This window comes from Sphingomonas fucosidasi (assembly GCF_036663855.1).
In the GTDB taxonomy this organism is placed as follows: Bacteria; Pseudomonadota; Alphaproteobacteria; order Sphingomonadales; family Sphingomonadaceae; genus Sphingomonas; species Sphingomonas faeni_B.
In genome coordinates this window covers 58,077-80,073 of sequence record NZ_JAXOJR010000011.1, presented here as the reverse complement: position 1 = coordinate 80,073, position 21,997 = coordinate 58,077, and the positions used below count along the sequence as shown (strand labels likewise).

The window sequence follows — 21,997 nt, the reverse complement described above, 5'->3', positions numbered from 1 at the left end:
GGAGGTTCGCCGAGTGTGGGAGCTTGATGAACATGACGACGGGTACTTTGACACGGGCCGATCTGGCTGAATCTCTCCACAAGGAAGTCGGGCTGTCGCGCTCGGATTCCTCGAAGATCGTCGAGCAGATCCTTGCCGAAATGTGTGGCGCGCTGTCGCAGGGTGAAAACGTTAAGATCTCCGGGTTCGGGACGTTCGTGCTGCGCGACAAGGGTGAGCGCATCGGCCGCAACCCCAAGACCGGGATCGAAGTGCCGATCGCACCGCGCCGCGTGTTGACGTTCCGCGCAAGCCAGATGATGCGGGAACGCATCGTCGGTGCCGACTGACGCCCGACATGCCTGATGCCGACGACGCACGGCCCGATGCCGGGGGGCAAAAGGCCAGTGCGGCGTTTCGGACGATCGGCGAACTGTCGCGCGACCTGGCGTTGCCGCAGCATATACTGCGCTATTGGGAGACGCGGTTCCCGCAACTCCGCCCCCTGCAACGTGCAGGCAACCGGCGCTATTACCGCGCCGAGGACGTCGCGCTGGTCCGCCGGATCGACCAGTATCTCAATCGTGAAGGCTATACCGTCCGCGGCGTCCAGCAGCTGCTGGCGGGGGAGAAGTCCGGTGCCAGGATACCGGGGCCTAGCGAGATCGTCGCGACCGCAGAGTCGCCGATGACCGCCCTGCGGGCGATCCGCGATATGCTCGCCGAAGCTTTGGCCGCGGACTAACATTCCACGTCACCCCGGGCTTGTTCCGGGGTCCACCGTGCCGCGCACTCACGTCTCTCGATTGTGCCGAACCGTGGATGCCGGAACGAGCCCGGCATGACGGGGGGCTTAGCGCTCGCGCGTGGCAGCGAACCGGATCTTCGCATAGCGCTCGGCGATATAGTTCACTTCCCACGCGCTTTTGGCGAGGAAGACGGGGTTGCCGTCGCGATCCTTGGCCATCGCGCCGCGGTTGATCTCGGCGAAGGTCTTGAGTTCCAGCGGGTCTTCCGCGGAAATCCAGCGGGCGGTCTCGTACGGCGCGGGTTCGAGCCCGGCGGCGACCTTGTACTCCGCGTCGAGCCGCGAGAGCAGCACTTCGAGCTGCAATTGTCCGACCACGCCGATGATCCAGTTCGAGCCGATGTCGGGGTAGAACACCTGTGTCACCCCCTCCTCGGCCATGTCGTCGAGCGCTTTGCGCAACTGCTTGGTCTTGGTGAAGTCCTTGAGCACGACGCGGCGCAGGATTTCGGGCGCGAAGTTGGGTAGGCCGGTGAAGCGGATCGCCGCCTTTTCGCTGAGCGTGTCGCCGACCCGGAGCGTGCCGTGGTTGGGGATGCCGATGATGTCGCCGGGGAATGCCTCGTCCGCCAGTTCGCGGTTCTGCGCGAAGAACAGGATTGGCGAATGGACCGCGATCGGCTTGCCGTGGCCGGTGGGCGTGAGCTTCATGCCGCGCTTGAAGACGCCGGAGCATAGCCGCATGAACGCGATACGGTCGCGGTGGTTGGGGTCCATGTTGGCCTGCACCTTGAACACGAAGCCGGTGACTTCGGGCTCGTCCGGCGAGATGGGCGCGGGCTCGGCGGGTTGCGCGCGCGGTGGCGGGGCGTAGTCGGCGAGCGCACCGATCAGTTCGGCGACACCGAAGTCCTTGAGAGCCGAGCCGAAATAGACGGGGGTCAAGTTGCCCGCGCGGTACGCCTCGGGGTCGAAGCTCGAATAGCCGCCTTGGGCGAGTTCGGCCTCGTCGTTCAGGCGGATCATCGCTTCGGGGCTGAGGATCTTGGCGAGTTCGGGATCGTCGATGCCGGTGAACGGGATCGCCTTGCCCATGAACTCGCGGCTGTCGCCTTCGGGGCGGCTCAGCGTGTTGGCGTAGAGATCGTACACGCCTTCGAATTCACCGCCCATGCCGACCGGCCAGCTCATCGGGCAGACGTCGAGCTGGAGCATCTCGGCCACCTCGTCGAGCAGCGAGAACGGGTCGCGCCCCTCGCGATCGACCTTGTTGACGAAGGTGATGATCGGCACGTTGCGCAGGCGACAGACCTCGAACAGCTTTCGCGTCTGCGGCTCGATGCCCTTGGCGGCGTCGATCACCATGACGGCCGAGTCGACTGCCGTGAGCGTGCGGTAGGTGTCCTCGGAGAAGTCCTCGTGGCCCGGCGTGTCGAGCAGGTTGAAGGTGATCCCCTGGCGCTCGAACGTCATCACCGACGAGGTGACCGAGATCCCGCGCTGCTGCTCGATCTTCATCCAGTCGGAACGGGCGCGGCGGGTCTGGCCGCGCGCCTTGACCTCGCCGGCGAGATGGATCGCGCCGCCGAAATAGAGGAGCTTCTCGGTGAGCGTGGTCTTGCCGGCGTCGGGATGCGAGATGATCGCGAAGGTGCGGCGGGGGAATTGGGTCATGGCGTGGGTCCGGTGAGCCGAGTCTGGGCTCGGGAAGAAGGGTGGGCCGGGTCAACGGCGGTCATGGCGCTGCTCTTGGCAGATGCAGGGCGCGGAGGACAGAGGGGCGGCCTTCACAGCACCGAGTTTAGGATAGAGTTTCACCACGATGCCCTCCCCCGCCAGGGGGAGGTGGCACCGAAGGTGACGGAGGGGGAGGACACGGAACGTAAGGTTTCCCTTACCTCCCCCTCCGTCTGGCGAACGCCAGCCACCTCCCTCTGGCGGGGGAGGATCGCAGAGTCTGATGCATTTGGTTCAAACGGTGGCGGGCACCAGCGTCACGCTCATGGTGATGCGCTTCGTGTCGCCCGCAGCCACCTCGAACACGCCGGGTTTGTCGCGGTAGTCGCCGGTATAGCCTTCGGGGTCGGCGATGCCGTGCCACGGCTCGACGCAGACATAGGCCGCGCCGGGCTTGGTCCAGATGCCGAGCTTTGGCGTGTCGGGGAAGGCGATCCGCAACTGCGGGCCGGTCTTGGCGCCGTAGGTCACGGAGTCGGAATGAATCGGGTCCCAGACCAGCGCATCGTTGGCGAAGAGTTCGTCGCGGAGGGCAATCACGCGGTCCTCTACCGGCGAGGAGCGCCCGTCGATGGCGATCTGGCCGTCTGGGCTGATTGCCTTGAGCTTGCCGGGTTCGTCGGCGTCGAACGTGATGCGGTGGTCAGCGCGCGGCTTGCCGTAGGGGAGCGGCCAGGCGAAGGCGGGGTGGAAGCCGAAGCTCGCCGGCATCGCCGCGTCGGTGCGGTTGTGGATGCGCGCCTCGATTCCGAGCGTCGCGCCGTCGAGCGTGAAGACGATGTCGAGGGCGAACGCGAAGGGGTAGGCGGCGCGCGTCTCTTCGCTGTCGGTGAGGCGGAAGGTGGCGGAGGTTTCGGTCTGCGCGATGACGTCGAAGGTCGAGTGGCGTGCGAAGCCGTGCTTCTGCATCGGGTAGGATTTGCCGTCGAGCCGGATCACGCCTTCGTTGACGACGCCGACGACGGGGAAGAGGATCGGCGCATGGCCGGTCCAATAGGCCGGGTCGGCGTTGGTCATCAGCTCACGGCCGTCGGCGTCGTGGAGGTGCGTGAGTTCTGCGCCGTGCGGGTTGATCTGCGCGGTGAGGTGGTCGTTGGCGATGGTGATCAGATCGGTCATGGGGTTCCTTCCGTGGGCCTCAAACGCGCGAGGCTTTAAAACGCTCACCGCCATTCCACCCCGGCGGAGGCCGGGGCCCAATTGGGAAACGTCGCCAACCACGCGCATCGCTGCGTTACGCTGGCCTTTCCACTTGGGCCCCGGCCTTCGCCGGGGTGGTGTTTGGGGGGAGCGTTATCCCCTCAGGCTCGCGCCCTGCTTGGCTGCCGCTGCGACCACCTTGTCGGCGATCGCCTTGATTTCTTCGTCGGTGAAGCTTTTCGCGGTCGGTTGCAGGACGATCTCGACCGCGACCGACTTGTGGCCGTCCTCGACCCCCTGCCCGGTGAACACGTCGAACACGCGCGCCGAGACGATCGCGACCTTGTCTGCGCCCTTGACCGCGCGGACGAGCGTGTCGGTGGCGAGCGCTGCCGGCACGAGGAACGCGAAGTCGCGGCGGACGGCTTGCAGCGCTGGCGGCGTGTAGGCCGGGCGGGCGAAGCCGGTCGCGCGCTTGGGCGGGATCGCATCGAGGTAGACTTCTACCGCGGCGACTGCACCGTCGAGGTCGAACGCCTTCAGCACCGACGGGTGGAGCATACCGAAGCTCGCCAGCACCGTCTTCGGCCCGAGGCGGAGCGTGCCCGACTGGCCGGGATGCCAAGCGTCGCCAGCCTCCCCCATCACCTGCAAATTGTCTACGGGTGCGCCAGAGCCTGCGAGCAAAGCCAAGGCTTCGGCCTTCGCGTCGTACGCGTCGAAGCTTGCCGCCTTGCCGTCGCGCCAACCGCGTGGCCGGCGGTCGCCTGCAAGGACCACACCCAGAGTGGGGCGCTCGGCGTCGGCCAGATAGCGGCGGCCGATCTCGAACAGGCGGACGCTCTGCTGGCCGCGCTTAAGGTTGCGGCCGGTCGCGGCGAGCAGGCCGGGGAGCAGCGAGGGGCGCATGACCTTCAGGTCTTCGCTGATCGGGTTGCCGAGCGTCCAGGCGCCGCCGCCGAACGGGGCGGCTTCGGCGTCGGAGAGGAAGCTCCAGGTTACCGCTTCGTCGAGGCCTCGGGCTGCGGCTGCGCGGCGTGCCCTACGTTCGAGCTTCTGCTCGGGCGTGGCGGTCGGCTTGGCGACACCGGGCATGCGGGGGAGCGGTGTCGAGGGGATCGAGTCGATCCCTTCGATGCGGACGACTTCCTCGACGAGGTCGGCGGGGCCGTCGACGTCGCGGCGCCAAGTTGGGATCGTGACCGGCCATTTGCCCTCGATCGTCGAGAACAGCGCGTCGCTGAACGCATCAGCCGACTTGATCGCGCCGATCGTGAAGCCGAGCGACAACAGCGTACGCGCCTGGCGTTCGGGGGCGACGTGGAGGCCACCGAGGTCTGCGCAGAGGCGCGGATCATAGTGGATCACGCGGGGTTCGAGCGGGGGTTCGCCCGAGCGGGTGACCTCGCTGGCCGTGCCGCCGCAGATGTGGAGGACGAGCGCGGTGGCGATCGCGAGGCCGTCATCGAGGAACGCCGGGTCGACGCCGCGTTCGAACCGGCTGCGCGCGTCGGAGGTGAGGGTCAGCTTCTGGCCGGTCCGGGCGATGTGGTCCGGATCGAAATAGGCGCATTCGATCAGCACGTCGGTGGTGTCCGCGGAGACGCCCGAATGCTCGCCGCCCATGATGCCGCCGATGTCGTGCACGGCCGCGTCGTCGGCGATGACGGTCATGGTTTCGTCGAGCGTGTAGGTCTTGCCGTTGAGGGCGACGACCTGCTCGCCGGGCTTGGCCTTGCGCGCGACGAGGCCGCTGGAGAGCTTCGCGCGGTCGTAGACGTGAAGCGGGCGGCCGAGGTCGATCATCAGATAGTTGGTGATGTCGACGAGCGCGGAAATTGGCTTCTGGCCGATCGCGATGAGGCTGCGGCGCATCCACTCGGGGGATTCGCCGTTGGTCACGCCGGTGACGGTTTGGGCGAAGAAGGCGGGGCAGCCTTCTGGGTCGTCGGTGCGGACGTCGGGTCCGGATCCGGTCCTTGCTCCATCGTTGCCGCGAGGGCGGGGATCGAGTTCGCCGTCTACCCCTGCCGCACCTTGGGTCCCGGCGTCCGCCGGGATGACGGAGGGGGTGGGGATGACGGACTGGGGGGGAATGACCAGCGGGGTGAGCGTGCCGAGGCCTGCCGCCGCGAGGTCTCGGGCGATGCCGCGGACGCCCATGCAGTCCTGGCGGTTGGGGGTGATCGCGACGTCGATGACGGGGTCGGTGAGACCGGCATAGTCTGGGTAGGCAGTGCCGATCGGGGCGTCGGCGGGGAGTTCGATGATGCCGTCGTGATCTTCACCGAGCTCCAATTCGCGCGTCGAGCACATCATGCCGTTGGATTCGACGCCGCGGATGCTGGCGAGCTTGAGCGTCACGTCGAGGCCGGGGACGTAGGCGCCGGGTGCGCCGAACACGCCGACCAGGCCGGCGCGGGCGTTAGGCGCGCCGCAGACGACCTGCAGCGGACCGTTGCCGGCGTCGACCGACAGGATCTGGAGCTTGTCGGCCTGCGGGTGGCGTTCGGCGCTGAGCACCTTGGCGATCTTGAACGCGGCGAGCTTTTCGCCGGGGTTCTCGACGCCTTCGACTTCGAGGCCGATGCGGGTGAGGGCCTCGACGATCTGGTCTAGCGTGGCTTCAGTTTCGAGGTGCTGCTTGAGCCAACTGAGGGTGAACTTCATGACCAGGCTTCCGTCATATAAGATACTGCCGTCACCCCAGCGGAAGCTGGGGTCTTTGCGGGGCTGTTGCTGCGCTCGCCAACGGGGAGACCCCAGCTTTCGCTGGGGTGACGGTCGTTGGTTTGGGTGCAGTGGCGGGACGGGCCCGCGTGCCGATAGACCACGCTCATGCCCCCACGCCTCCGCTCAGGGTCGGCACGTCGAGGCTCGAAAAGCCGTAATGCTTGAGCCAGCGGATATCGCCGTCGAAGAACGGGCGGAGGTCATCCATGCCGTATTTGAGCATCGCGAGGCGGTCGATGCCGCAGCCAAATGCGAAGCCCTGCCATTCGTCGGGGTCGAGCCCGCAGGCTTCGATCACCTTGCGGTGGACCATCCCCGAGCCGAGGATCTCGAGCCAGCCATCGGGTTCGGCGCCGCCGACGACTCGCTTGCCCTTCACGAGGGTGTAGCCGACGTCGATCTCGACCGAGGGCTCGGTGAACGGGAAGTAGCTGGGGCGCAGGCGGAGCACGATGTCGTCGCGCTCGAAGAACGCCTTTACGAAGGTCTCGAGCGTCCATTTCAGGTGGCCGAGCGTGATGCCCTTGTCGATCACGAGGCCCTCGACTTGGTGGAACATCGGCGTGTGCGTCGCGTCGGAGTCCGAGCGGTAGGTGCGGCCGGGGGCGATGATGCGGATGGGCGGCTTCTGCGACAACATCGTGCGGATCTGGACCGGCGAGGTGTGCGTGCGGAGCAGCGAGAAGGTGGTCTTCTCGTCGGCGGTGCCGGCGGTCTTCGCGTCGATCCCCTGCTGGAGGTAGAAGGTGTCGTGCATCGCGCGCGCGGGGTGCGTCTCGGGGATGTTGAGCGCGGTGAAATTGTGCCAGTCGGTCTCGATCTCGGGACCGGTCGCGACCGCGAAACCCAGGTCTGCGAAGATCTCGGCGAGTTCGTCCATGACCTGGCTGACCGGGTGGATCGTGCCGGCGGGCGTGGCGTCCGCGGGGAGCGTCATGTCGAGCGTTTCGCTGGCGAGGCGCGCGTCGAGTGCGGCGCGTTCGAGTGTTGCCTTGCGCTCGGCGATGCCGTTGGCGACAGCTTCGCGGAGGCCCTGGATTTGCGGGCCTTGAACGAGGCGTTCTTCGGGCGTCATCTTGCCGAGCGTCTTCAGGAGCACGGTGATCGTGCCCTGTTTGCCGAGCGCCTCGACCCGGCACGCATCGAGCGCATCGAGCCCGGATGCGGCGGCGATCGCCGTCAGCATGTGGTCGCGCATCTGGTTCAGGTCTTCGGTCACGTCATACTCCCAGGGTGGGTTCGGGCAGGCGGGGCAGCCCGAGGCCGATACCCAGATCGTCCCAATTTTCGTTGCGCGCTTCGATCAGTTCGACCTTCCACGCTCTTCGCCATTCCTTCAGCCGCTTCTCGCGAACGATCGCGGCCTCCATCGTGTCGAACATCTCGTAATAAGCGAGACGCTTGATGCCGTACCGGCGAGTGAAGCCGGGGATCAACCCCTCTCGGTGCTGAACCAGCCTTGCGAGCAAGTTTGAGGTGACGCCGATGTAGAGCGTGCCGTGGCGGCGGGAGTGGAGGATGTAGACGCACGGCTGAAAGGTTTCGCGCATTTTCGTGCTCCCCTTTTGCCGCGTGCCAGATCTTTTGATCCACCGTTAACTTCCCGTCATCCCGGCGGACGCCGGGACCCACGGTAGCGGGCGGGCGATGGTAGCACGTTATCGCCGGGTCCGCCGCAACCGTGGGTCCCGGCGTTCGCCGGGATGACGGATGGGGTTTGGGGACTACGGAATTTGGGGAGCTTGGGAGCTTGGGAGTTTGGGAGTTTGGGAAGGTTCTGAAACTTTCGGCGCTAGGGCGTTCACTCCGCACCAAACGCAGAAAGGGCGCCGGTGGTCTCCCACCGACGCCCTCCCGAAACTCACCTCAGTCGCGGATTACGCGGCCTGGGGCAGTGCCGCCTTCACCTGTGCGACGATGGCGCTGAATGCAGCGCCCTCGTGCATGGCGATGTCGGCCAGGACCTTGCGGTCGAGTTCGATCCCCGCAAGCTTCACGCCGTGCATGAACTGCGAGTAGGTCAGACCCTCGGCGCGGACGCCGGCGTTGATGCGCTGGATCCAGAGGCCACGGAACGTGCGCTTCTTAACCTTGCGGTCGCGATAGGCGTACTGTCCGGCCTTCTCGACGGCCTGACGGGCGATGCGGATGGTGTTCTTGCGACGGCCATAATAGCCCTTCGCCTGAACCAAAATACGCTTGTGCTTGGCGCGGGTGGTAACACCCCGTTTTACGCGTGCCATTGTCTAATTCCTTCTCAGCTCAACGCAGGCCGTAAGGCGCCCAGGCCTTGACCGCTGCGGTATCGGCCTTCGACAGCAGCTTGGTGCCGCGGTTCTGACGGATGTACTTGCCGTTGTGATGCGCCAGACGGTGACGCTTGCCGGCGACGCCGTGCTTGAGCAGGCCGGTGGCGGTGAGCTTGAAGCGTTTCTTGACGCCGCTCTTGGTCTTCAGCTTGGGCATTTTTATCCTTTCGGTTACGAAGGAGGACGCTGAAATCGCCGCGGCAGCCCACACTGGCCGGGCGATTCGTCGAACGCGTTCCCTTCGAGGAAGCGGGCGCACTATCCGCATTGGTCGCAAATATCAACCGTCGCGGACCCCGCATTGTGGAACTCGCGCGATTGCCATGCGATAGGGCTTGCATGGACGCCAGCCCGACGCCGCCGATCGACGCCCCCTCCCCGGCTCCCGCGCCGGCGCCGATTGCGGTCGAGACCCGAAAACGGCGCAAGCGGCGGATCATCCGCAACATCCTGCTCGGGATCGTCGCGGTCATCGTCGCGATCTGGCTGGTGCTGTATATCACCAAGGGGCGCTTCCTGAAGCATCCGTTCGAGCGGGTCGTCGGCTCGCTCACCCACCGGACGCTGACCGTGCGCGGGGATTTCCAGCTCTATTTCGCGCCGTTCCGGATCAAGCTGTACGCGGAGAACTTCACGCTCTCGAACCCCGATTGGGCGAGCCGGCCGAACCTGTTCCGCGCGGACAAGCTCGACACGCGGATCGCGCCCCTGTCGCTGATCTTCGGCAAGCGGCGGCTCTACTGGCTCGATCTCGTCAACGGCGACGTCGATCTGGAGTGGAACAGGGCGCACACCGCGAATAGCTGGACGTTCTCGGAGAAGAAGGGGGGCAAGCCGCTCGATTTTCCGCGGATCGACGTCGCGACGGTGACCGGCACGTCGGTGCGCTATCTGGATCCGCGGATGCGGATCGTCGCGGACCTCAATATCGCCGACATCCGATCGGTCGATGCGACGATCGGCCGTGCCGTGGGGGTGACAGGCAGAGGGCAGCTGCGCGAGACGCCGTTCACGCTGACCGCGCAACTCCTGTCGCCGGATGCGACCGCCAATCGGGGGCAGAACAGGCTGGTCGCGCGGGCGCGGGCGGCGGGCAACGTGATCGACGTCGCGGGGACGCTGCCGAGTATCGCCGATGTCGAGAACGTGCCGCTGGCGGTTACCGCGCGCGGCGCCAACCTGTCGACGCTGCTCGGCATCATCGATGTCGCGATCCCGAACACGCGGAAATACAAGCTGCGCGCGCAACTCATCAAACAGGGTGACGAGTACGCCTTCACGCATCTGCGCGGTGTGGCGGGCCGGACCGATCTCGCCGGCAAGCTGACGATCCTCCATGGCGATCGTATCCATCTCGATTCGGTGCTCACGACCAAGAGCCTCGACATCATCGATGCAGCGCCGTTCATCGGCTTCAATCCCGACATCGTCGAGACGCGCGGCGCGGTGGCGGCGGCGGCGGCGACGGGCGCCGCACCGCAGCGCCTGTTGCCCGACGGGAATCTGCCGGTCGAGACGATGCAGATCTTCGATGCCGACCTGAAATGGACGATCGGCACGGTGAAGTCGAAGAACATTCCGATCTCCAACGTTGACCTGACGCTGGATCTCGAGCGCGGCCGCCTCGCGTTGTCACCGCTGACCTTCTCGATGGCCCGCGGGAACGTGGCCTCGGACGTCATCTTCGATACGCGCGCGCGACCCAGCGCGGTGTCCTATGACATTCGTCTCGCGCCGACGCCACTGGGCCAGCTGCTCAAGGGCTATGGGCTGACCGAGGCCGGGACGACCGGGACCGTCAAGGGTCGAATCAAGCTCGACGGACGTGGTGACTCGATCCACGACTCACTCGCATCGTCGCGGGGGCGGATCGCGTTCGTGCTGCCATCGGGGGCGCTGTCGGTCCGCAACGTGCAGCTCGCCGAACTCGACATCGGCACGTTCGCGCAGCGGATGTTCCAGGGGAAGCTCGACGAGCCGGTGCAGATGAACTGCGGGTTGGTCGGCTTTACCGTCCGCGGCGGTGTCGCGGCAGCGGATCCGATCCTGATCGACACGCGCAAGAACGTCATCGTCGGGCGCGGCGGGTTCAGCTTCCGCAACGAGGCGGTCGACCTCGCGTTTCGCGCGGATTCGAAGAAGTTCAGCCTGTTCGCGGGGCAGTCGCCGGTGAGTGTCGGCGGGATGTTCGCCGCGCCGAAGCTGCAGGTAATCTCGAAGGACCTGCTGGTGCGCGCCGGCAGCGGGCTCGGCTTGGCACTGGTGGCGACGCCGGTGGCGGGTATCCTGGCGTTCGTCGATGTGGGCGATGCGAAGTCGACTGCGTGCGGACCGGTGCTGGCAGGGGCGACCGCGGCGGCGCAGCGGACGACCAAGGGCGAGGCGCGCGATGATGTCGGCCGTGGGACGACGGCCAAGGCCGAGGACGGGAAGCCGACCCGCTCCGAGGGCAAGGCACAGCGGAAGAAGTTTCTGGGGATTTTCTGAGGGCGCGGGGGCGAACCGTGCGGTCCCTTCCCTAGCTCGCTCATCCTGGCGTCAGGCGGGCGCCGTTGCCGATGGTTGGGGGCGCGTAGATGGCTAGCGTTCCGCGTCCATGGGTCCCGGCGTCCGCCGGGATGACGGATGGGGGGTGAGCGGGTCTTGGCGGTATATATGCGGGGGACTGGTGGGAACCACGTTCGTCTGAACCGAGCCCGCCGCTTGGGTTGGGTCGACGTACTTGCGACTTAATTCCTAACCAAGGCTGTGTCTCCAGCACAACACTCACCCCGTCACCCCGGCGGACGCCGGGGCCCATGGTTGGGTCCGCTCAGACGGCTAGCGCTCCGTCTCCGTGGGTCCCGGCGTCCGCCGGGATGACGGACTAAGGTGCGAGTAGGAGGCGAAGTGGTTTATGCGCTTCTGCTCCCCTCCCGCCTGCGGGAGGGGTCGGGGGAGGGGATCGCCTCGCATGCCGGACGCCGGTACGTACGTCGCGCCCTCCCCTAGCACCTCCCGCCGGCGGGAGGGGACCCCCTATCCGTGGTCGTGGCCGTCATGCGCACCATGATCGTGGCCATCCTGCACCCGGTGCATCGCCTCGAGCACGTCGTCCATGCGCGCGGGGTCGCCGATCGCCAGCACATGGCCTTCGCTTGCCGCGGTCAGCGGGTCGCCGTTCCAGTCGCACATCATGCCGCCGGCGCCTTCGACCACCGGGACCAAGGCGGCGAAGTCGTAGAGTTTCAGACCGGATTCACAGACAACATCGAGATGGCCGCTCGCGAGCAGGCCGTAATTGTAGCAGTCGCCGCCATAGACGGGCCCCTGCCGCGGGTTGCCGCCAGAGATCGCCGCGACCAGCGCCAAATACGGCTGCACATCGCCGTCCTCGAAGAGATGCGGGCTGGTGGTGGCGATCGTCGCGCCGGCAAGTTCGCGGCAGGCGCGCGTTCGGACCGGCACGCCGTTGAGCGTCGTCGGCCGCCCGGCGACGCCGACCCAGCGTTCGCGCTGAACCGGTTGATCGATGATCCCAAGCACCGGCCAGCCGTCCTCGACGAGTGCGATCAAGGTCCCGAAGATCGCGCGCCCGACGGTGAAGCTGCGCGTGCCGTCGATCGGGTCGAGCACCCATTTGCGATTCGTCACGCCGGCCTTCTCGCCGAACTCCTCGCCGACGATGCCGTCGCCCGAGCGCTCCGCATCGAGCAGGCGGCGCATCGCCGATTCGGCCTCGCGGTCGGCACGCGTGACGGGAGACTGGTCGTCCTTGATCTCGACGCCGTGCTCATGGCGGAAATACGGTCGGATGACGTGGCCCGCAGCATCCGCGAGGCGGTGCGCGAGATCGATATCGGCTTGGGTTACTGGCATGGCCCCTGCCTATCGGTCGCAGCCGCAGGGAGCAATGGACGGAACGCCTGCGTCGGCGTAGGTCGTTGCAATCCAACCGGAGTATCGTCCATGCGCCTCGTCCAGACTCTCGCCGCCGCCGCCCTCCTTGCCGCAACGCCCGCGTTCGCCGCGCTCGCGCCCGGCGCCAGGGCACCCGACTTCACCACGCGTGGCGCGATCGCCGGCAAGGTGTTCACGGTCCACCTCGCCGAGCAGCTCAAAAAGGGCCCGGTCGTGCTGTATTTCTTCCCGGCGGCCTATACCGGCGGCTGCAACGCCGAAGCGCATGCGTTCGCCGAGGCGATCCCGGCATTCACCAAGGCGGGTGGCACGGTGATCGGCATGTCGGCCGACAACGTCGAGACGCTCAGCAAATTCTCGGCCGAGAAGTGCGCGGGCAAGTTCGCGGTCGCCAGCGCCGGCCCGAAGGTCGTCACGGGCTATGACGTCGCGCTCGGCAAGCAGATTGCGGGCCGCGACGTGACCAAGCGCACCAGCTACGTCATCGCCAAGGACGGCCGCATCGCATTCGTCCATGACGACATGAACCCTGCCGAGCACGTCGCGACGACGCTCGCCGCGGTCCAGAAGCTGACCGGCAAGTAAGCGATCGGCTGCCGACGTCTCGATCACCGGATTAGACGGTTCGGCCGTCGCAGGCCTTCCGTCCCGCGCAGCCCGTCACCGAACCGGCAATTATTTGCCGTTTCGGTGACTTAATCCTAACGCTTTCGGGTTTATTGGGGACTGCGAGAACTCGGGGGACGAGATGCGCGACGTAAAGGCGGCCAGATCTATGGCCGGATCATTGCCGAACGATACGATATTCGAGCGGATCGGCAGGTTCCTTCACGCGCAGAAACTCAGCGCCGATCCGGCACATTACGCTTTTGCCTATGCCGTATTGTCGGCGCCGGAAAGCGAGCTGGCCCAAGCCGTACGGCAGCAGACCGACCTGGGTATCAGGTTGACGAGACAGGACATCGAACGGCTCGGGGGGCGGGCGGTAGAGGGACCTCCCCTCGACCTGTCCCGCACCGATCCCGATGCCCGGGGCATGGCCAGCGCCAGTCTCGACATGCAGGCCGACACGGCGATCGCGCTCGTCATCGAGACGCAGCAACAGGTCGATGGATTCGCGCAGATCGTGCGGACGATACAGGCGGAAACCGAAGATTTCGGCCACAACCTGGCGCAGAGGGCTGCGGCGATCACGCATCTGGCCGAGCTCGACGAGATCACCCGAATCACGAGCTCGATGATCGCGCGGATTCATGACAGCGAAGTGCGGCTTGCGCTGGCGACTGCGGAAACGAATGCGCTACGCACCAAGCTGGCCGAGGCACGGGATACGGCAAGACGCGATGTCCTGACCGGCTTGCCCAACCGACGCGCCTTCGAGGAGGCCTTTGCCGCACGCGATCTGAACGCGGGGCCTTATTGCCTGGCGGTCTGCGACATCGACCGGTTCAAACATATCAACGACGCCCACGGCCACGGTGTCGGCGACCGCGTGCTAATCGCGATCGGGCAAGCCCTGGCGGCCGAGTGTGCGCCCCATTTGGTGGTACGCCATGGCGGCGAGGAATTCGCCGTGCTGCTCGGTGGATCGAGCCTGGCCGATGCGGCGGCCCTGCTCGATTCGGTCCGCGCGGTGGTCGGCGCCAAGCGGTTCCGCAATCGAGAAACCGATACCCCGCTGGGCGTCATCACGTTTTCCGCGGGCGTGACCGCAATCCATGCCGACGAGCCTGCCGAAATGGCCTTTCTGCGGGCCGACCGCCTGCTGTACGCCGCCAAAGAACAAGGGCGCGATCGGATCTGTGCAGGCTGATCCCATAAGTTGGCGGATTATACGACCATTTCGCGGCTTACTTTGCCACCTTGTGGGCCGGCTCACCCGAAGACCCAGCAAAGTCAAAGGTTTAAAGAACTGGCACGCGTCATGCAGTTCATTCGATATCGGCGCCCGGATGGTCCGGCGCCCGAATATCGAAGGAAATTTCCATGTCGTTCCGCTTTGAAACCGCCCAGCGTATCGCCGTCTCGTTCGTCGGTGCGCTTGTCTTCGGCGCGATCGCCGTAAGCTCTGCCGTACCGATCATCCCGATCGCCTGATCCTCTTGTCACGGAGCGCCATCATGGGACGCAGCATTCTCATCGGGCTTGCCGCCTTTTCGACCACGGTCCTGTTGATCGTCACGCATACCGGCGCGGCGCTGGCCTGACGCAACCGGAACAGCGTCGTGTATCCGCGGCCGACGACCGCACCGAATTACGCCAGCGCGCCCGAACCGACCGGACCAACCGGCGCCTCCTCATCACGCGAGTAGGTTCCGATCAGCAGCCCAGCCGCCAAGACATGGCCGGCAATGGCGTCGATCACAGCCGAGCGTCCGGGTGTCGGACCGACATCCGCTGCATCCGCGTCGATCGCAAACAGCTGAAATGCGTAGCGATGTTCGCCGTGTCCGCTCGGGGGATCCGGCGGTAGCCAGCCTTCGCGGAGATAGGAGTTTCGACCGACGTCGCGCCCGACGGCGTCACGCTCTCCATCGGCCGCGATCGCCCCCTCGGCAAGGTGACCGGCATCGGCTTCGAGGCCCCAGACGATCGCGTGGACGAGAGGCTGTGGTGCCGGTGCGTCGGCATCCTCGACGATCAGCACCATGCGCGCGGTCCCGACCGGCGGTTCGCTCCAGACCAGCGGCGGCGATACGCCGTCCCCGTCGGTCGTGAAACGTGGCGGCATCCGACCCTCGTGCGCGAACGCCGGGCTGGTCAGGTCGAGCGTTTCGAACCGGTCGCCAAGCTGGACGATGGCAAGCTTGTCGGTTCCGGCACGCAGCCCGCTCATCGCATGGCCAAGCCAGGCCGGGATATGTTCGAGCATCGCTTATCCTTCCGAAGGACAGGTTTCGGCACGGCGGACGGGTGCGGCGCCATCATACCAGTCGCTACGCGTGCCCATCTTCGCTGCATCATGGTAGCATACCTGCGTCCGCCCACGCTGACTGTCGACGATCACCGTCCAGTTGTGATCGCCGCAATTATGCTCCTCGCAGCCCCAGGCCGCGACGCGCTCGCCGATCTTGAAAACCGGCGTTTCGGGGCCGGAGCGACCGCGTATCGTCTCGCGCAGTTTCGCATCGCCGACCGCGGTGACGAGCCCGGATGCGACATCGGTGCGGTCGTAGAAATCGACGCCACCCACCGCATCATGCGGATATTTGCCGACATAGGCGGTGATCGGCGTCGTCTGCGCTTGCCCGGGGAGCGGCGTCGGCGCGCGCGTCTGCGGCGGCGTGAAGTTGCTCGCGGCGAGCGTGTCGGTCGGTTCGTCCGTCTTGCCGCAGCCGCTCAGCACCGGGAGGGCAAGCACTGGGAGGGCAAGAACCGCGATCATTACCATCGTCTTCATGCGCATTCCTCTTCTGGTCGATCAACGCATCGGCCTTGTCGGGGGTTGCGTCGAGCAGGATCGCGACCATTTCGAGGACATGCCGGATCTGCCCCGCTTCGTTGCCGTACAGGACGACATGTACCCGCGGGCGCTCGCCGAACTGCACGCCGGTGCGAAACGCAGCCACTGGATGTGGTTCATCTTCCCGCAGATCGCGGGTCTAGGGCAGAGCATGATGGCGCGGACCTATGCGATCGTCGACGCGAACGAGGCGCGGGCGTATCTGGCGCATCCGGTGCTAGCGCCGCGTCTGGTCGAAGCGACCAAAGCCGTGACCGCCGCGCAGGGCTCGGCCGCGACGATCCTCGGCGATATCGATGCGGTGAAGTTGCGGTCGTCGATGACGCTGTTCGCGGCTGTCGCCGACGATCCGGCGCCGTTCCGCGCGGCGCTGGATCGCTTTTTCGATGGGGAGGACGATCGGGCGACGCTGGACCTGCTCGGGGCGAGTCGGACATGAGTCGCTAGCGATAAGAGGGGCGTATCGTCGGCAAAAGGTGTAGCATGGCGGCGGGGCCTTCCGCTCCATGAGGTGTGGTCATGGCCAAGAGCCAGAAGAAATCGAGCAAGGAAGTTCGCAAACCCAAGGCCGAAAAAGCGCCCAAGGCGAATGCGTCCAATCCGACCACGAAGGGCAAGCCCGTCGAGATGACGACGCTCAACTGAATACCCCCCTTCCCCTCCCTTTCAGGGACGGGGAAGCCGAGGGCCTAGTCCAGCGCGGCCCGGATCGCGGCGGCAGCGATGAACGGTGCGCCCGCGACCAGCACGAGGCTGACCGCGGCGAGCAGTTTTATCGCGCCTGCGCCGCCCGCCGGATCGAGCGAGCCGGCGCCGAAGATCAGTAGCGGCACCGCGAGCGGGAGCATCACCAGTCCGGTGACCGCACCGCCGCCGCGCACGCCGGCGACCAGCGCGCTGGTGACGACCGCGAGGGCCGCGAGACCCGGCGTGCCGATGAGCAAGCCGATCTCGACGCGGAGCAGCGTGTCGCCCGAGAGGTTGAGCAGCCCCGCGGCGATGGCCGCGGCAAGCATCAGCGGCGGGCCGAAGCCCAGCCAGTGCGCGATCGTCTTGGCCACCGCGACCGCCGTCATCGACAGCCCGCGCACCGCGAACTGATCGAACACGCCGGACTCCAGATCGGGGCCGATCAAGCGCTCGACCGGGAGCAGGGCAGCCAGCAATGCCGCGGTCCAGATCACGCCGCCGCCGATCTTGGCGAGCAGCGCGGCGTCGGGGCCGATCGCGAACGGGAACAGCGTCGCCACCAGCAGGAAGAACGCGACGACCAGGGTCGCGCCGCCGCTCGATACGCTGCGGCGAAGATCGCGGCGGATCAGCGCGATCACAGCGCGATCTCCCGCGCGCCCGGCAGCGACAGCGGGAGATGCGTGGCGACCAGCGCGATGCCGCCGCTTGACCGATGTCGGGCGATCAGCGCTTCGAGCCGCGTGACCGAGGCCAGGTCGAGCCCGTTGGCGGGCTCGTCGAGCAGCCAGACCGGCGCGTCGGTCGCGGCGACGCGGGCGATCGAGGCGCGGCGGCGTTGGCCGGTGGACAGGAGTCGGACGGGAATGTCGGCCAGTGCTTCGAGATCGAGCGCCTTTACCGCGCGCGTAATACGCTCTTCCGGGTCTGGCGCGCGGTCGAGGGTCGCCCAGAAGCGCAGCGCGGCGACGAGCGTGCGGTCGATGTCGAGCGCGCTCGCTTCGGTGAGGAGCGCCTTGTCCGCCTTACAGGTCACGGCCCCTTCGAACGGTGCGAGCAGGCCGGCGGCGATGCGGATCAGGCTCGACTTGCCGATACCGTTGGGCCCGGTGACGATCGCGGCATCGCCGGGACCGAGATCAAACGAGACGTTTGAAAAGAGCATTCTTCCGCCCCGCACGCACGCGACGTCGCGAAACGTGAGGGTCACGGAGCGGAGTCTTCCGCCGCGTCTTCAAGCGCGTGCATGTCGTCGTCGCTGAGGCCGAAATGATGGCCGATCTCGTGGATCGTGACGTGCGCGACGAGATCGTCGAGACGGACGCCGGTCTCGATCCACTCCTCCAGGATCGCGCGGCGGTACAGGACGATGCGGTCGGGCATCGTGGCGGTATCCATCGACGATTTCTCGCCGAGCGGACGGCCGTGGTACAGCCCCGACAGATCGAGCGGGTGCTCGAGGCCGAGCGCGGCGAGCGTCTCGTCGTCGGCATACTCCTCGACCGCAAAGACGATGTCGCCGAGATGGACCGCGAACTGTTCGGGCAGCCTGGCGATCGTCGCACGCGCGATCGCCTCGATCGCGTCGGCGTCCGGTGCTTCTCCGCGCGCCTCTGCCCGTATTGCTGCTTGCCCGCTCATGCTGCCAGCCATAGTCGTTGCCCGAGGATAGCGGCAAGGGACACGCGAATGATCGAAGCGCTGAACGAGACCGAGCGGGCCGAGGCGCTCGATGGGCTCGACGAGTGGGATTACGACGACGCGCGCGATGCGATCACGCGGACGATCGTGTTCGCCGATTTCGTCGAGGCGTTCGGCTTCATGGCGCAGGTCGCGCTGATCGCCGAGCGCGCGAACCACCATCCGGAATGGAAGAACGTCTGGAACCGGGTGGAGATATTGCTGACGACGCATGATGCGGGCGGCCTTTCCCCACGCGATATCGAGATGGCCGAAGCGATCGACGCGATCGTCGGCGACGCCTGAGTCTCCTGTAATCCTCTCCCGCCAGGGGGAGGTGGCGCCGAAGGCGACGGAGGGGAAGGACACGGAGCGCGGGTTTACCTTACCTCCCCCTCCGTCTGGCAAGCGCCAGCCACCTCCCCCTGGCGGGGGAGGAAACAACAAATGTCACTCCCGCGTCATGCTGCGCCGCATGCGCTTGCGTAAGGATCCCGGCATCCAGCGTGCCGCAAACGCCATGCGGTGGGCGGTCTTGCCGACATAGGTGTGGACCTTATCGCCGTGGACTGCGGCCCAGGCGGCGTCCGCGACCTTGTCGACGCCAGTCAGTTCGAGCCCCGCGCCCGTCACCGTCTCGCGGATCGAGTGGTTGCTTCCCCCCGCACCCGAATCGAGCAACGGCGTGTCGATAAAGCTCGGCACGATGCTGCGCACCTTGATGCCGTCCACCGCCCATTCGCCGTCGAGCGCCTCGGTGATCGCGCGCACCCCGAACTTGGTTGCCGAATAGGGAGCGAGGCCGGACGAGCCGTAGATCGCCGACGCGGAGGCGGTGTTGAGCAGGCACGATCCCGGCGTGCGCTTGAGATAGGCATAGCCGATCCGCGCGCCGTTCAAGGCGCCGACCAGGTTGATCGCGATCACGCGGTCGATCTCGGCGAAGTCGGTCTCCGCGAGCGGGCCGCCCGAGCCGATCCCGGCATTGTTGAACAGCACGTCGAGGCGCCCGCCAGTGGTCGCGACGAACGCGTCGAGGCAGGCCACCCACGCATCGCGGTCGCGCACGTCCATCTGGTAGGTGGTCGCCATGCCGGCGGGTAACAGCGCGGCGGTTTCGGCGAGGCCGGCAACGTTGACGTCCGCCAGGCCGACACGCCAGCCCTTCCGCGCGAACAGCTGCGCGGTGGCCCGACCGATCCCCGATCCGCCGCCGGTGATGAAAATGCTCTGCTCGGTCATGACGCCTCTCTCTATGATTTGATTTTCCGGTATGTTTCCCGCATCCTGCGGACAGATGCCAGACAATTCCCCCGCGCTCGCTTTCGAACGCGTCACCAAATCCTACGGGTCGACGATCGCGGTCGATGCGGTCTCGTTGGCGATCGCGGGCGGCAGCTTCGTCGCGCTGGTCGGGACGTCGGGATCGGGCAAGTCGACGCTGCTCAAGACGATCAACCGGCTGGTCGAGCCGAGCGAGGGCCGCGTGACGATCGATGGCGCGGATGTCGCCGCTGAGTCCGCGCCCGAATTGCGCCGACGGATCGGCTATGTCTTCCAGAATATCGGCCTGTTCCCGCACATGACGATCGCCGAGAATATCGCGATCGGCCTGCGGATCGCGGGACGCCGCGACGAAGCCGTGGTGGATGAGTTGCTGGACCTGGTCGACCTGCCGCGCGACGTCGCCACCCGGATGCCGGACGCACTATCGGGCGGCCAGCGCCAGCGCGTCGGCATCGCCCGCGCGCTCGCACCCGGCGCGAAATTGCTGCTGCTCGACGAGGCGTTCGGGGCGCTCGATCCGGTGACGCGCGACGCGCTCGGCACGCGGATCCGCGAACTGCATGACCGGCTCGGGCTGACGACGATCCTCGTCACCCACGACATGGCGGAGGCGCTGTTGCTCGCCGATCGCGTGCTGGTGATGAAGGCGGGGCGGATCGTCGCCGATGCGACCCCGGCCGAGCTGGTCGCGGGCAAAGGTGGCGACGACGCGCAGGCGCTGGTGCAGGTGCCGCGCGCGCAGGCCGAACGCCTTCAGGCGCTGGTCGCTTGAGCGCGTTTCTCGAAGCCCTCGGCCGCGTGCCGCCGTTGCTCGCCGCGCATGTCCTGTTGTCGGCATCGGCGCTGCTGCTGGGGATCGCGATCAGCCTGCCGCTGGGAATCTGGTCCGCGCGCAATGCGACCGTTGCGCGCGTCTCGCTCGGGTTTGCCAGCCTCGTCCAGACGATCCCGAGCCTTGCGCTGCTCGCCCTGTTCTATCCGCTGCTGCTGAGCCTGTCCGCGCTGGTCGGCGGCGGGATCCCGGCGCTCGGCTTCCTGCCGTCGCTGATCGCATTGACGTTGTACGCGCTGCTACCGATCATCAGGAATGCGGTGGCGGGGCTGCACGGGATCGACCCGGCGGTGATCCAGGCGGCCGATGCGGTCGGCATGACGCCCGCGCAGAAGCTGCGGCTGGTCGAGGCACCGCTGGTCGCGCCGGTGCTGATCGCGGGCATTCGAACCGCGGCGGTGTGGACGATCGGTGCGGCGACATTGTCGACCACCGTGGGCCAGCCGAGCCTTGGCGACATGATCTTTGCCGGGCTCCAGACGCAGAACTGGGCGCTGGTCCTTGCCGGTTGCGTGTCGGCGGCGGCGCTGGCGCTGGCGGTCGACGCGCTGATCGGCGGGATCGAATACGGCATCCGCGCGCGGCGGCGCTGGCTGTGGATCGCATGCACCGCGGTGCTGGTGGCGGGGACTGCGGTGGCGACGGCGCCGCTGTGGCCGAGGGGCGGCGGCGACCGGACGGTGGTGGTCGGTGCGAAGAATTTCTCCGAGCAATATATCCTCGCGCGGCTGATCGGCGATCGGCTCGAGCGTGCCGGCTATACCGTGCAGTACCGCGATGGGCTGGGCTCGGCGGTGGTCTTCGGCGCGCTCTCGACCGGGGATATCGACGTGTATGTCGATTATGCCGGGACGATCTGGGCGAACGAGATGAAGCGCCGCGACGTGCCGGAACGCGCGCCGATGGTCGCGGCGATCGGCGACTGGGCGACGCGCGAACACGGCGTCGGGCTGGTCGGGTCGCTCGGGTTCGAGAATGCCTATGCGTTCGCGATGACGTCGGACGCGGCCAAGGCCAAGGGGATCGCCAGCCTGGACGATCTGGCGAAGGCCTCCTCGAGCATGACGCTGGGCAGCGATCTGGAGTTTCTCGAACGCCCCGAATGGGCGGCGGTGAAGCGCGCCTATCCGTTGCGGTTCGCCAAGACGACGCCGTACAGCCCGACCTTCATGTATCGCGCTTTGGAGAGCGGCAATGTCGACGTGATCTCGGCGTTTTCGTCGGATGGACGGATCGCGGCGGATCGGCTGACGGTGCTCAGCGATCCGCGGCGGGCAATTCCCGGCTATGATGCGATCATGATGGTGGCACCGAAGCGAGCTGGGGATACGAAGTTCGTGGGTGCGCTCAAGCCGCTGGTCGGGCGGATCCCGGTAGAGGCGATGCGCGCGGCGAACTATCAGGTCGATCGTGATGCGGACAAGCAGACGCCCGAGGCGGCGGCGCGGTGGCTGGCGGCGAAGGTCGGGCTTTAACTGCCCTCGCCCCGCCTCTCCGAA

24 protein-coding genes are annotated in these 21,997 nt (G+C 66.7%); 10 read left to right on the top strand and 14 right to left on the bottom strand.

All coding sequences use genetic code 11. The features are described 5' to 3' along the window. The first annotated feature begins 26 nt into the window (after positions 1-26). Together U1737_RS17660 and U1737_RS17655 are read left to right on the top strand one after the other, a co-directional pair. A complete protein-coding gene (locus U1737_RS17660) occupies positions 27-329 on the top strand; it encodes an integration host factor subunit alpha (RefSeq protein ID WP_432715106.1) in 303 nt (100 codons plus the stop codon). Between the two features lie 8 nt (positions 330-337). Continuing rightward, on the top strand, positions 338-724 hold the full coding sequence (locus tag U1737_RS17655; RefSeq protein WP_332797682.1) for a MerR family transcriptional regulator: 387 nt from the start codon (positions 338-340) through the stop codon (positions 722-724). Positions 725-832: 108 nt separating this feature from the next. On the opposite strand, the gene U1737_RS17650 is transcribed toward U1737_RS17655, so the two are convergent. The 7 genes from U1737_RS17650 to rpmI all read right to left on the bottom strand — a co-directional run bounded on the left by U1737_RS17650 (position 833) and on the right by rpmI (position 8,803). Next, the gene (locus tag U1737_RS17650) at positions 833-2,401 is read right to left on the bottom strand and encodes a peptide chain release factor 3 (RefSeq protein ID WP_332797681.1); all 1,569 of its coding nucleotides are present in this window, start codon (positions 2,399-2,401) and stop codon (positions 833-835) included. A gap of 297 nt (positions 2,402-2,698) precedes the next feature. Next, a complete protein-coding gene (locus U1737_RS17645; protein ID WP_332797680.1) occupies positions 2,699-3,583 on the bottom strand; it encodes an aldose 1-epimerase family protein in 885 nt (294 codons plus the stop codon). Positions 3,584-3,757: 174 nt separating this feature from the next. Then, positions 3,758-6,274, bottom strand: coding sequence for a phenylalanine--tRNA ligase subunit beta (pheT, locus tag U1737_RS17640; RefSeq protein ID WP_332797679.1), 2,517 nt, complete (start codon positions 6,272-6,274; stop codon positions 3,758-3,760). Positions 6,275-6,440: 166 nt separating this feature from the next. After that, entirely contained in the window at positions 6,441-7,535 is a 1,095-nt protein-coding gene (pheS, locus tag U1737_RS17635) for a phenylalanine--tRNA ligase subunit alpha (RefSeq protein ID WP_443027155.1), read from the bottom strand. A gap of 22 nt (positions 7,536-7,557) precedes the next feature. Next, positions 7,558-7,887, bottom strand: a complete 330-nt coding sequence (locus U1737_RS17630; RefSeq protein ID WP_248524557.1) for a GIY-YIG nuclease family protein — start codon at positions 7,885-7,887, stop codon at positions 7,558-7,560. A 327-nt stretch (positions 7,888-8,214) separates the two neighbouring features. Continuing rightward, entirely contained in the window at positions 8,215-8,580 is a 366-nt protein-coding gene (gene rplT / locus U1737_RS17625; RefSeq protein WP_056054375.1) for a 50S ribosomal protein L20, read from the bottom strand. 19 nt (positions 8,581-8,599) lie between these two features. Further along, positions 8,600-8,803: a 50S ribosomal protein L35 gene (rpmI, locus tag U1737_RS17620; RefSeq protein WP_031395289.1), complete on the bottom strand. Its 204-nt coding sequence runs from the start codon at positions 8,801-8,803 to the stop codon at positions 8,600-8,602. A 182-nt stretch (positions 8,804-8,985) separates the two neighbouring features. Here rpmI and U1737_RS17615 point away from each other — a divergent pair, with 182 nt between their 5' ends. Beyond that, a complete protein-coding gene (locus tag U1737_RS17615) occupies positions 8,986-11,133 on the top strand; it encodes an AsmA family protein (RefSeq protein WP_332797677.1) in 2,148 nt (715 codons plus the stop codon). A gap of 531 nt (positions 11,134-11,664) precedes the next feature. Here U1737_RS17615 and U1737_RS17610 read toward each other — a convergent pair. Continuing rightward, positions 11,665-12,504 carry an inositol monophosphatase family protein gene (locus tag U1737_RS17610; RefSeq protein ID WP_248524555.1) on the bottom strand — a complete coding sequence of 280 codons (840 nt, stop codon included), beginning with the start codon at positions 12,502-12,504 and terminating at the stop codon, positions 11,665-11,667. 90 nt (positions 12,505-12,594) lie between these two features. On the opposite strand from U1737_RS17610, the gene U1737_RS17605 reads away from it, so the two are divergent. Both U1737_RS17605 and U1737_RS17600 read left to right on the top strand, forming a co-directional pair. Further along, complete coding sequence (locus U1737_RS17605; RefSeq protein WP_248524554.1) at positions 12,595-13,131, top strand: peroxiredoxin; 537 nt, start codon at positions 12,595-12,597, stop codon at positions 13,129-13,131. 298 nt (positions 13,132-13,429) lie between these two features. Next, positions 13,430-14,359 carry a GGDEF domain-containing protein gene (locus U1737_RS17600; RefSeq protein WP_332797676.1) on the top strand — a complete coding sequence of 310 codons (930 nt, stop codon included), beginning with the start codon at positions 13,430-13,432 and terminating at the stop codon, positions 14,357-14,359. 441 nt (positions 14,360-14,800) lie between these two features. Here U1737_RS17600 and U1737_RS17595 read toward each other — a convergent pair whose 3' ends face one another. Both U1737_RS17595 and U1737_RS17590 read right to left on the bottom strand, forming a co-directional pair. Next, positions 14,801-15,418 (bottom strand): YbhB/YbcL family Raf kinase inhibitor-like protein, encoded by a 618-nt coding sequence (locus U1737_RS17595; RefSeq protein ID WP_332797675.1) that lies wholly within the window; start codon positions 15,416-15,418, stop codon positions 14,801-14,803. Between the two features lie 3 nt (positions 15,419-15,421). After that, entirely contained in the window at positions 15,422-15,946 is a 525-nt protein-coding gene (locus tag U1737_RS17590) for an Ivy family c-type lysozyme inhibitor (RefSeq protein ID WP_332797674.1), read from the bottom strand. 79 nt (positions 15,947-16,025) lie between these two features. Here U1737_RS17590 and U1737_RS17585 point away from each other — a divergent pair, with 79 nt between their 5' ends. Together U1737_RS17585 and U1737_RS17580 are read left to right on the top strand one after the other, a co-directional pair. After that, positions 16,026-16,448 (top strand): DUF1810 domain-containing protein, encoded by a 423-nt coding sequence (locus U1737_RS17585; RefSeq protein WP_332797726.1) that lies wholly within the window; start codon positions 16,026-16,028, stop codon positions 16,446-16,448. Between the two features lie 80 nt (positions 16,449-16,528). Continuing rightward, complete coding sequence (locus tag U1737_RS17580; protein ID WP_259457500.1) at positions 16,529-16,654, top strand: hypothetical protein; 126 nt, start codon at positions 16,529-16,531, stop codon at positions 16,652-16,654. A 44-nt stretch (positions 16,655-16,698) separates the two neighbouring features. On the opposite strand, the gene U1737_RS17575 is transcribed toward U1737_RS17580, so the two are convergent. From U1737_RS17575 to U1737_RS17565, 3 genes are read right to left on the bottom strand one after another with little or no spacing between them, the layout of a single operon-like run. Further along, a complete protein-coding gene (locus U1737_RS17575) occupies positions 16,699-17,340 on the bottom strand; it encodes a heme exporter protein CcmB (RefSeq protein ID WP_332797673.1) in 642 nt (213 codons plus the stop codon). Then, on the bottom strand, positions 17,337-17,864 hold the full coding sequence (gene ccmA, locus U1737_RS17570) for a heme ABC exporter ATP-binding protein CcmA (RefSeq protein WP_248524549.1): 528 nt from the start codon (positions 17,862-17,864) through the stop codon (positions 17,337-17,339). The genes U1737_RS17575 and ccmA overlap by 4 nt, the downstream gene beginning before the upstream one ends. Positions 17,865-17,905: 41 nt before the next feature. Further along, positions 17,906-18,340, bottom strand: coding sequence for a metallopeptidase family protein (locus U1737_RS17565; protein ID WP_443027153.1), 435 nt, complete (start codon positions 18,338-18,340; stop codon positions 17,906-17,908). Between the two features lie 48 nt (positions 18,341-18,388). On the opposite strand from U1737_RS17565, the gene U1737_RS17560 reads away from it, so the two are divergent. Continuing rightward, a complete protein-coding gene (locus tag U1737_RS17560; RefSeq protein WP_128453864.1) occupies positions 18,389-18,685 on the top strand; it encodes a 4a-hydroxytetrahydrobiopterin dehydratase in 297 nt (98 codons plus the stop codon). Between the two features lie 144 nt (positions 18,686-18,829). Here U1737_RS17560 and U1737_RS17555 read toward each other — a convergent pair whose 3' ends face one another. Then, a complete protein-coding gene (locus U1737_RS17555; RefSeq protein WP_248524547.1) occupies positions 18,830-19,621 on the bottom strand; it encodes an SDR family oxidoreductase in 792 nt (263 codons plus the stop codon). Positions 19,622-19,676: 55 nt separating this feature from the next. Here U1737_RS17555 and U1737_RS17550 point away from each other — a divergent pair, with 55 nt between their 5' ends. After that, positions 19,677-20,438 carry an ATP-binding cassette domain-containing protein gene (locus U1737_RS17550; RefSeq protein WP_332797671.1) on the top strand — a complete coding sequence of 254 codons (762 nt, stop codon included), beginning with the start codon at positions 19,677-19,679 and terminating at the stop codon, positions 20,436-20,438. Continuing rightward, positions 20,435-21,973 (top strand): ABC transporter permease/substrate-binding protein, encoded by a 1,539-nt coding sequence (locus U1737_RS17545; protein ID WP_332797670.1) that lies wholly within the window; start codon positions 20,435-20,437, stop codon positions 21,971-21,973. Before U1737_RS17550 ends, U1737_RS17545 begins: the two co-directional genes overlap by 4 nt. The last annotated feature ends 24 nt before the right edge of the window (positions 21,974-21,997 follow it).

Excerpts from the sequence above, each read along its gene's own strand:
- U1737_RS17660 (WP_432715106.1), top strand. The coding sequence starts at position 27 with ATGAACATGACGACGGGTACTTTGACACGGGCCGATCTGGCTGAATCT.
- U1737_RS17655 (WP_332797682.1), top strand. The coding sequence starts at position 338 with ATGCCTGATGCCGACGACGCACGGCCCGATGCCGGGGGGCAAAAGGCC.
- U1737_RS17650 (WP_332797681.1), bottom strand. The coding sequence starts at position 2,401 with ATGACCCAATTCCCCCGCCGCACCTTCGCGATCATCTCGCATCCCGAC.
- U1737_RS17645 (WP_332797680.1), bottom strand. The coding sequence starts at position 3,583 with ATGACCGATCTGATCACCATCGCCAACGACCACCTCACCGCGCAGATC.
- pheT (WP_332797679.1), bottom strand. The coding sequence starts at position 6,274 with ATGAAGTTCACCCTCAGTTGGCTCAAGCAGCACCTCGAAACTGAAGCC.
- pheS (WP_443027155.1), bottom strand. The coding sequence starts at position 7,535 with ATGCGCGACCACATGCTGACGGCGATCGCCGCCGCATCCGGGCTCGAT.
- U1737_RS17630 (WP_248524557.1), bottom strand. The coding sequence starts at position 7,887 with ATGCGCGAAACCTTTCAGCCGTGCGTCTACATCCTCCACTCCCGCCGC.
- rplT (WP_056054375.1), bottom strand. The coding sequence starts at position 8,580 with ATGGCACGCGTAAAACGGGGTGTTACCACCCGCGCCAAGCACAAGCGT.
- rpmI (WP_031395289.1), bottom strand. The coding sequence starts at position 8,803 with ATGCCCAAGCTGAAGACCAAGAGCGGCGTCAAGAAACGCTTCAAGCTC.
- U1737_RS17615 (WP_332797677.1), top strand. The coding sequence starts at position 8,986 with ATGGACGCCAGCCCGACGCCGCCGATCGACGCCCCCTCCCCGGCTCCC.
- U1737_RS17610 (WP_248524555.1), bottom strand. The coding sequence starts at position 12,504 with ATGCCAGTAACCCAAGCCGATATCGATCTCGCGCACCGCCTCGCGGAT.
- U1737_RS17605 (WP_248524554.1), top strand. The coding sequence starts at position 12,595 with ATGCGCCTCGTCCAGACTCTCGCCGCCGCCGCCCTCCTTGCCGCAACG.
- U1737_RS17595 (WP_332797675.1), bottom strand. The coding sequence starts at position 15,418 with ATGCTCGAACATATCCCGGCCTGGCTTGGCCATGCGATGAGCGGGCTG.
- U1737_RS17590 (WP_332797674.1), bottom strand. The coding sequence starts at position 15,946 with ATGAAGACGATGGTAATGATCGCGGTTCTTGCCCTCCCAGTGCTTGCC.
- U1737_RS17585 (WP_332797726.1), top strand. The coding sequence starts at position 16,026 with ATGCCGGATCTGCCCCGCTTCGTTGCCGTACAGGACGACATGTACCCG.
- U1737_RS17580 (WP_259457500.1), top strand. The coding sequence starts at position 16,529 with ATGGCCAAGAGCCAGAAGAAATCGAGCAAGGAAGTTCGCAAACCCAAG.
- ccmA (WP_248524549.1), bottom strand. The coding sequence starts at position 17,864 with ATGCTCTTTTCAAACGTCTCGTTTGATCTCGGTCCCGGCGATGCCGCG.
- U1737_RS17565 (WP_443027153.1), bottom strand. The coding sequence starts at position 18,340 with ATGAGCGGGCAAGCAGCAATACGGGCAGAGGCGCGCGGAGAAGCACCG.
- U1737_RS17560 (WP_128453864.1), top strand. The coding sequence starts at position 18,389 with ATGATCGAAGCGCTGAACGAGACCGAGCGGGCCGAGGCGCTCGATGGG.
- U1737_RS17555 (WP_248524547.1), bottom strand. The coding sequence starts at position 19,621 with ATGACCGAGCAGAGCATTTTCATCACCGGCGGCGGATCGGGGATCGGT.
- U1737_RS17550 (WP_332797671.1), top strand. The coding sequence starts at position 19,677 with ATGCCAGACAATTCCCCCGCGCTCGCTTTCGAACGCGTCACCAAATCC.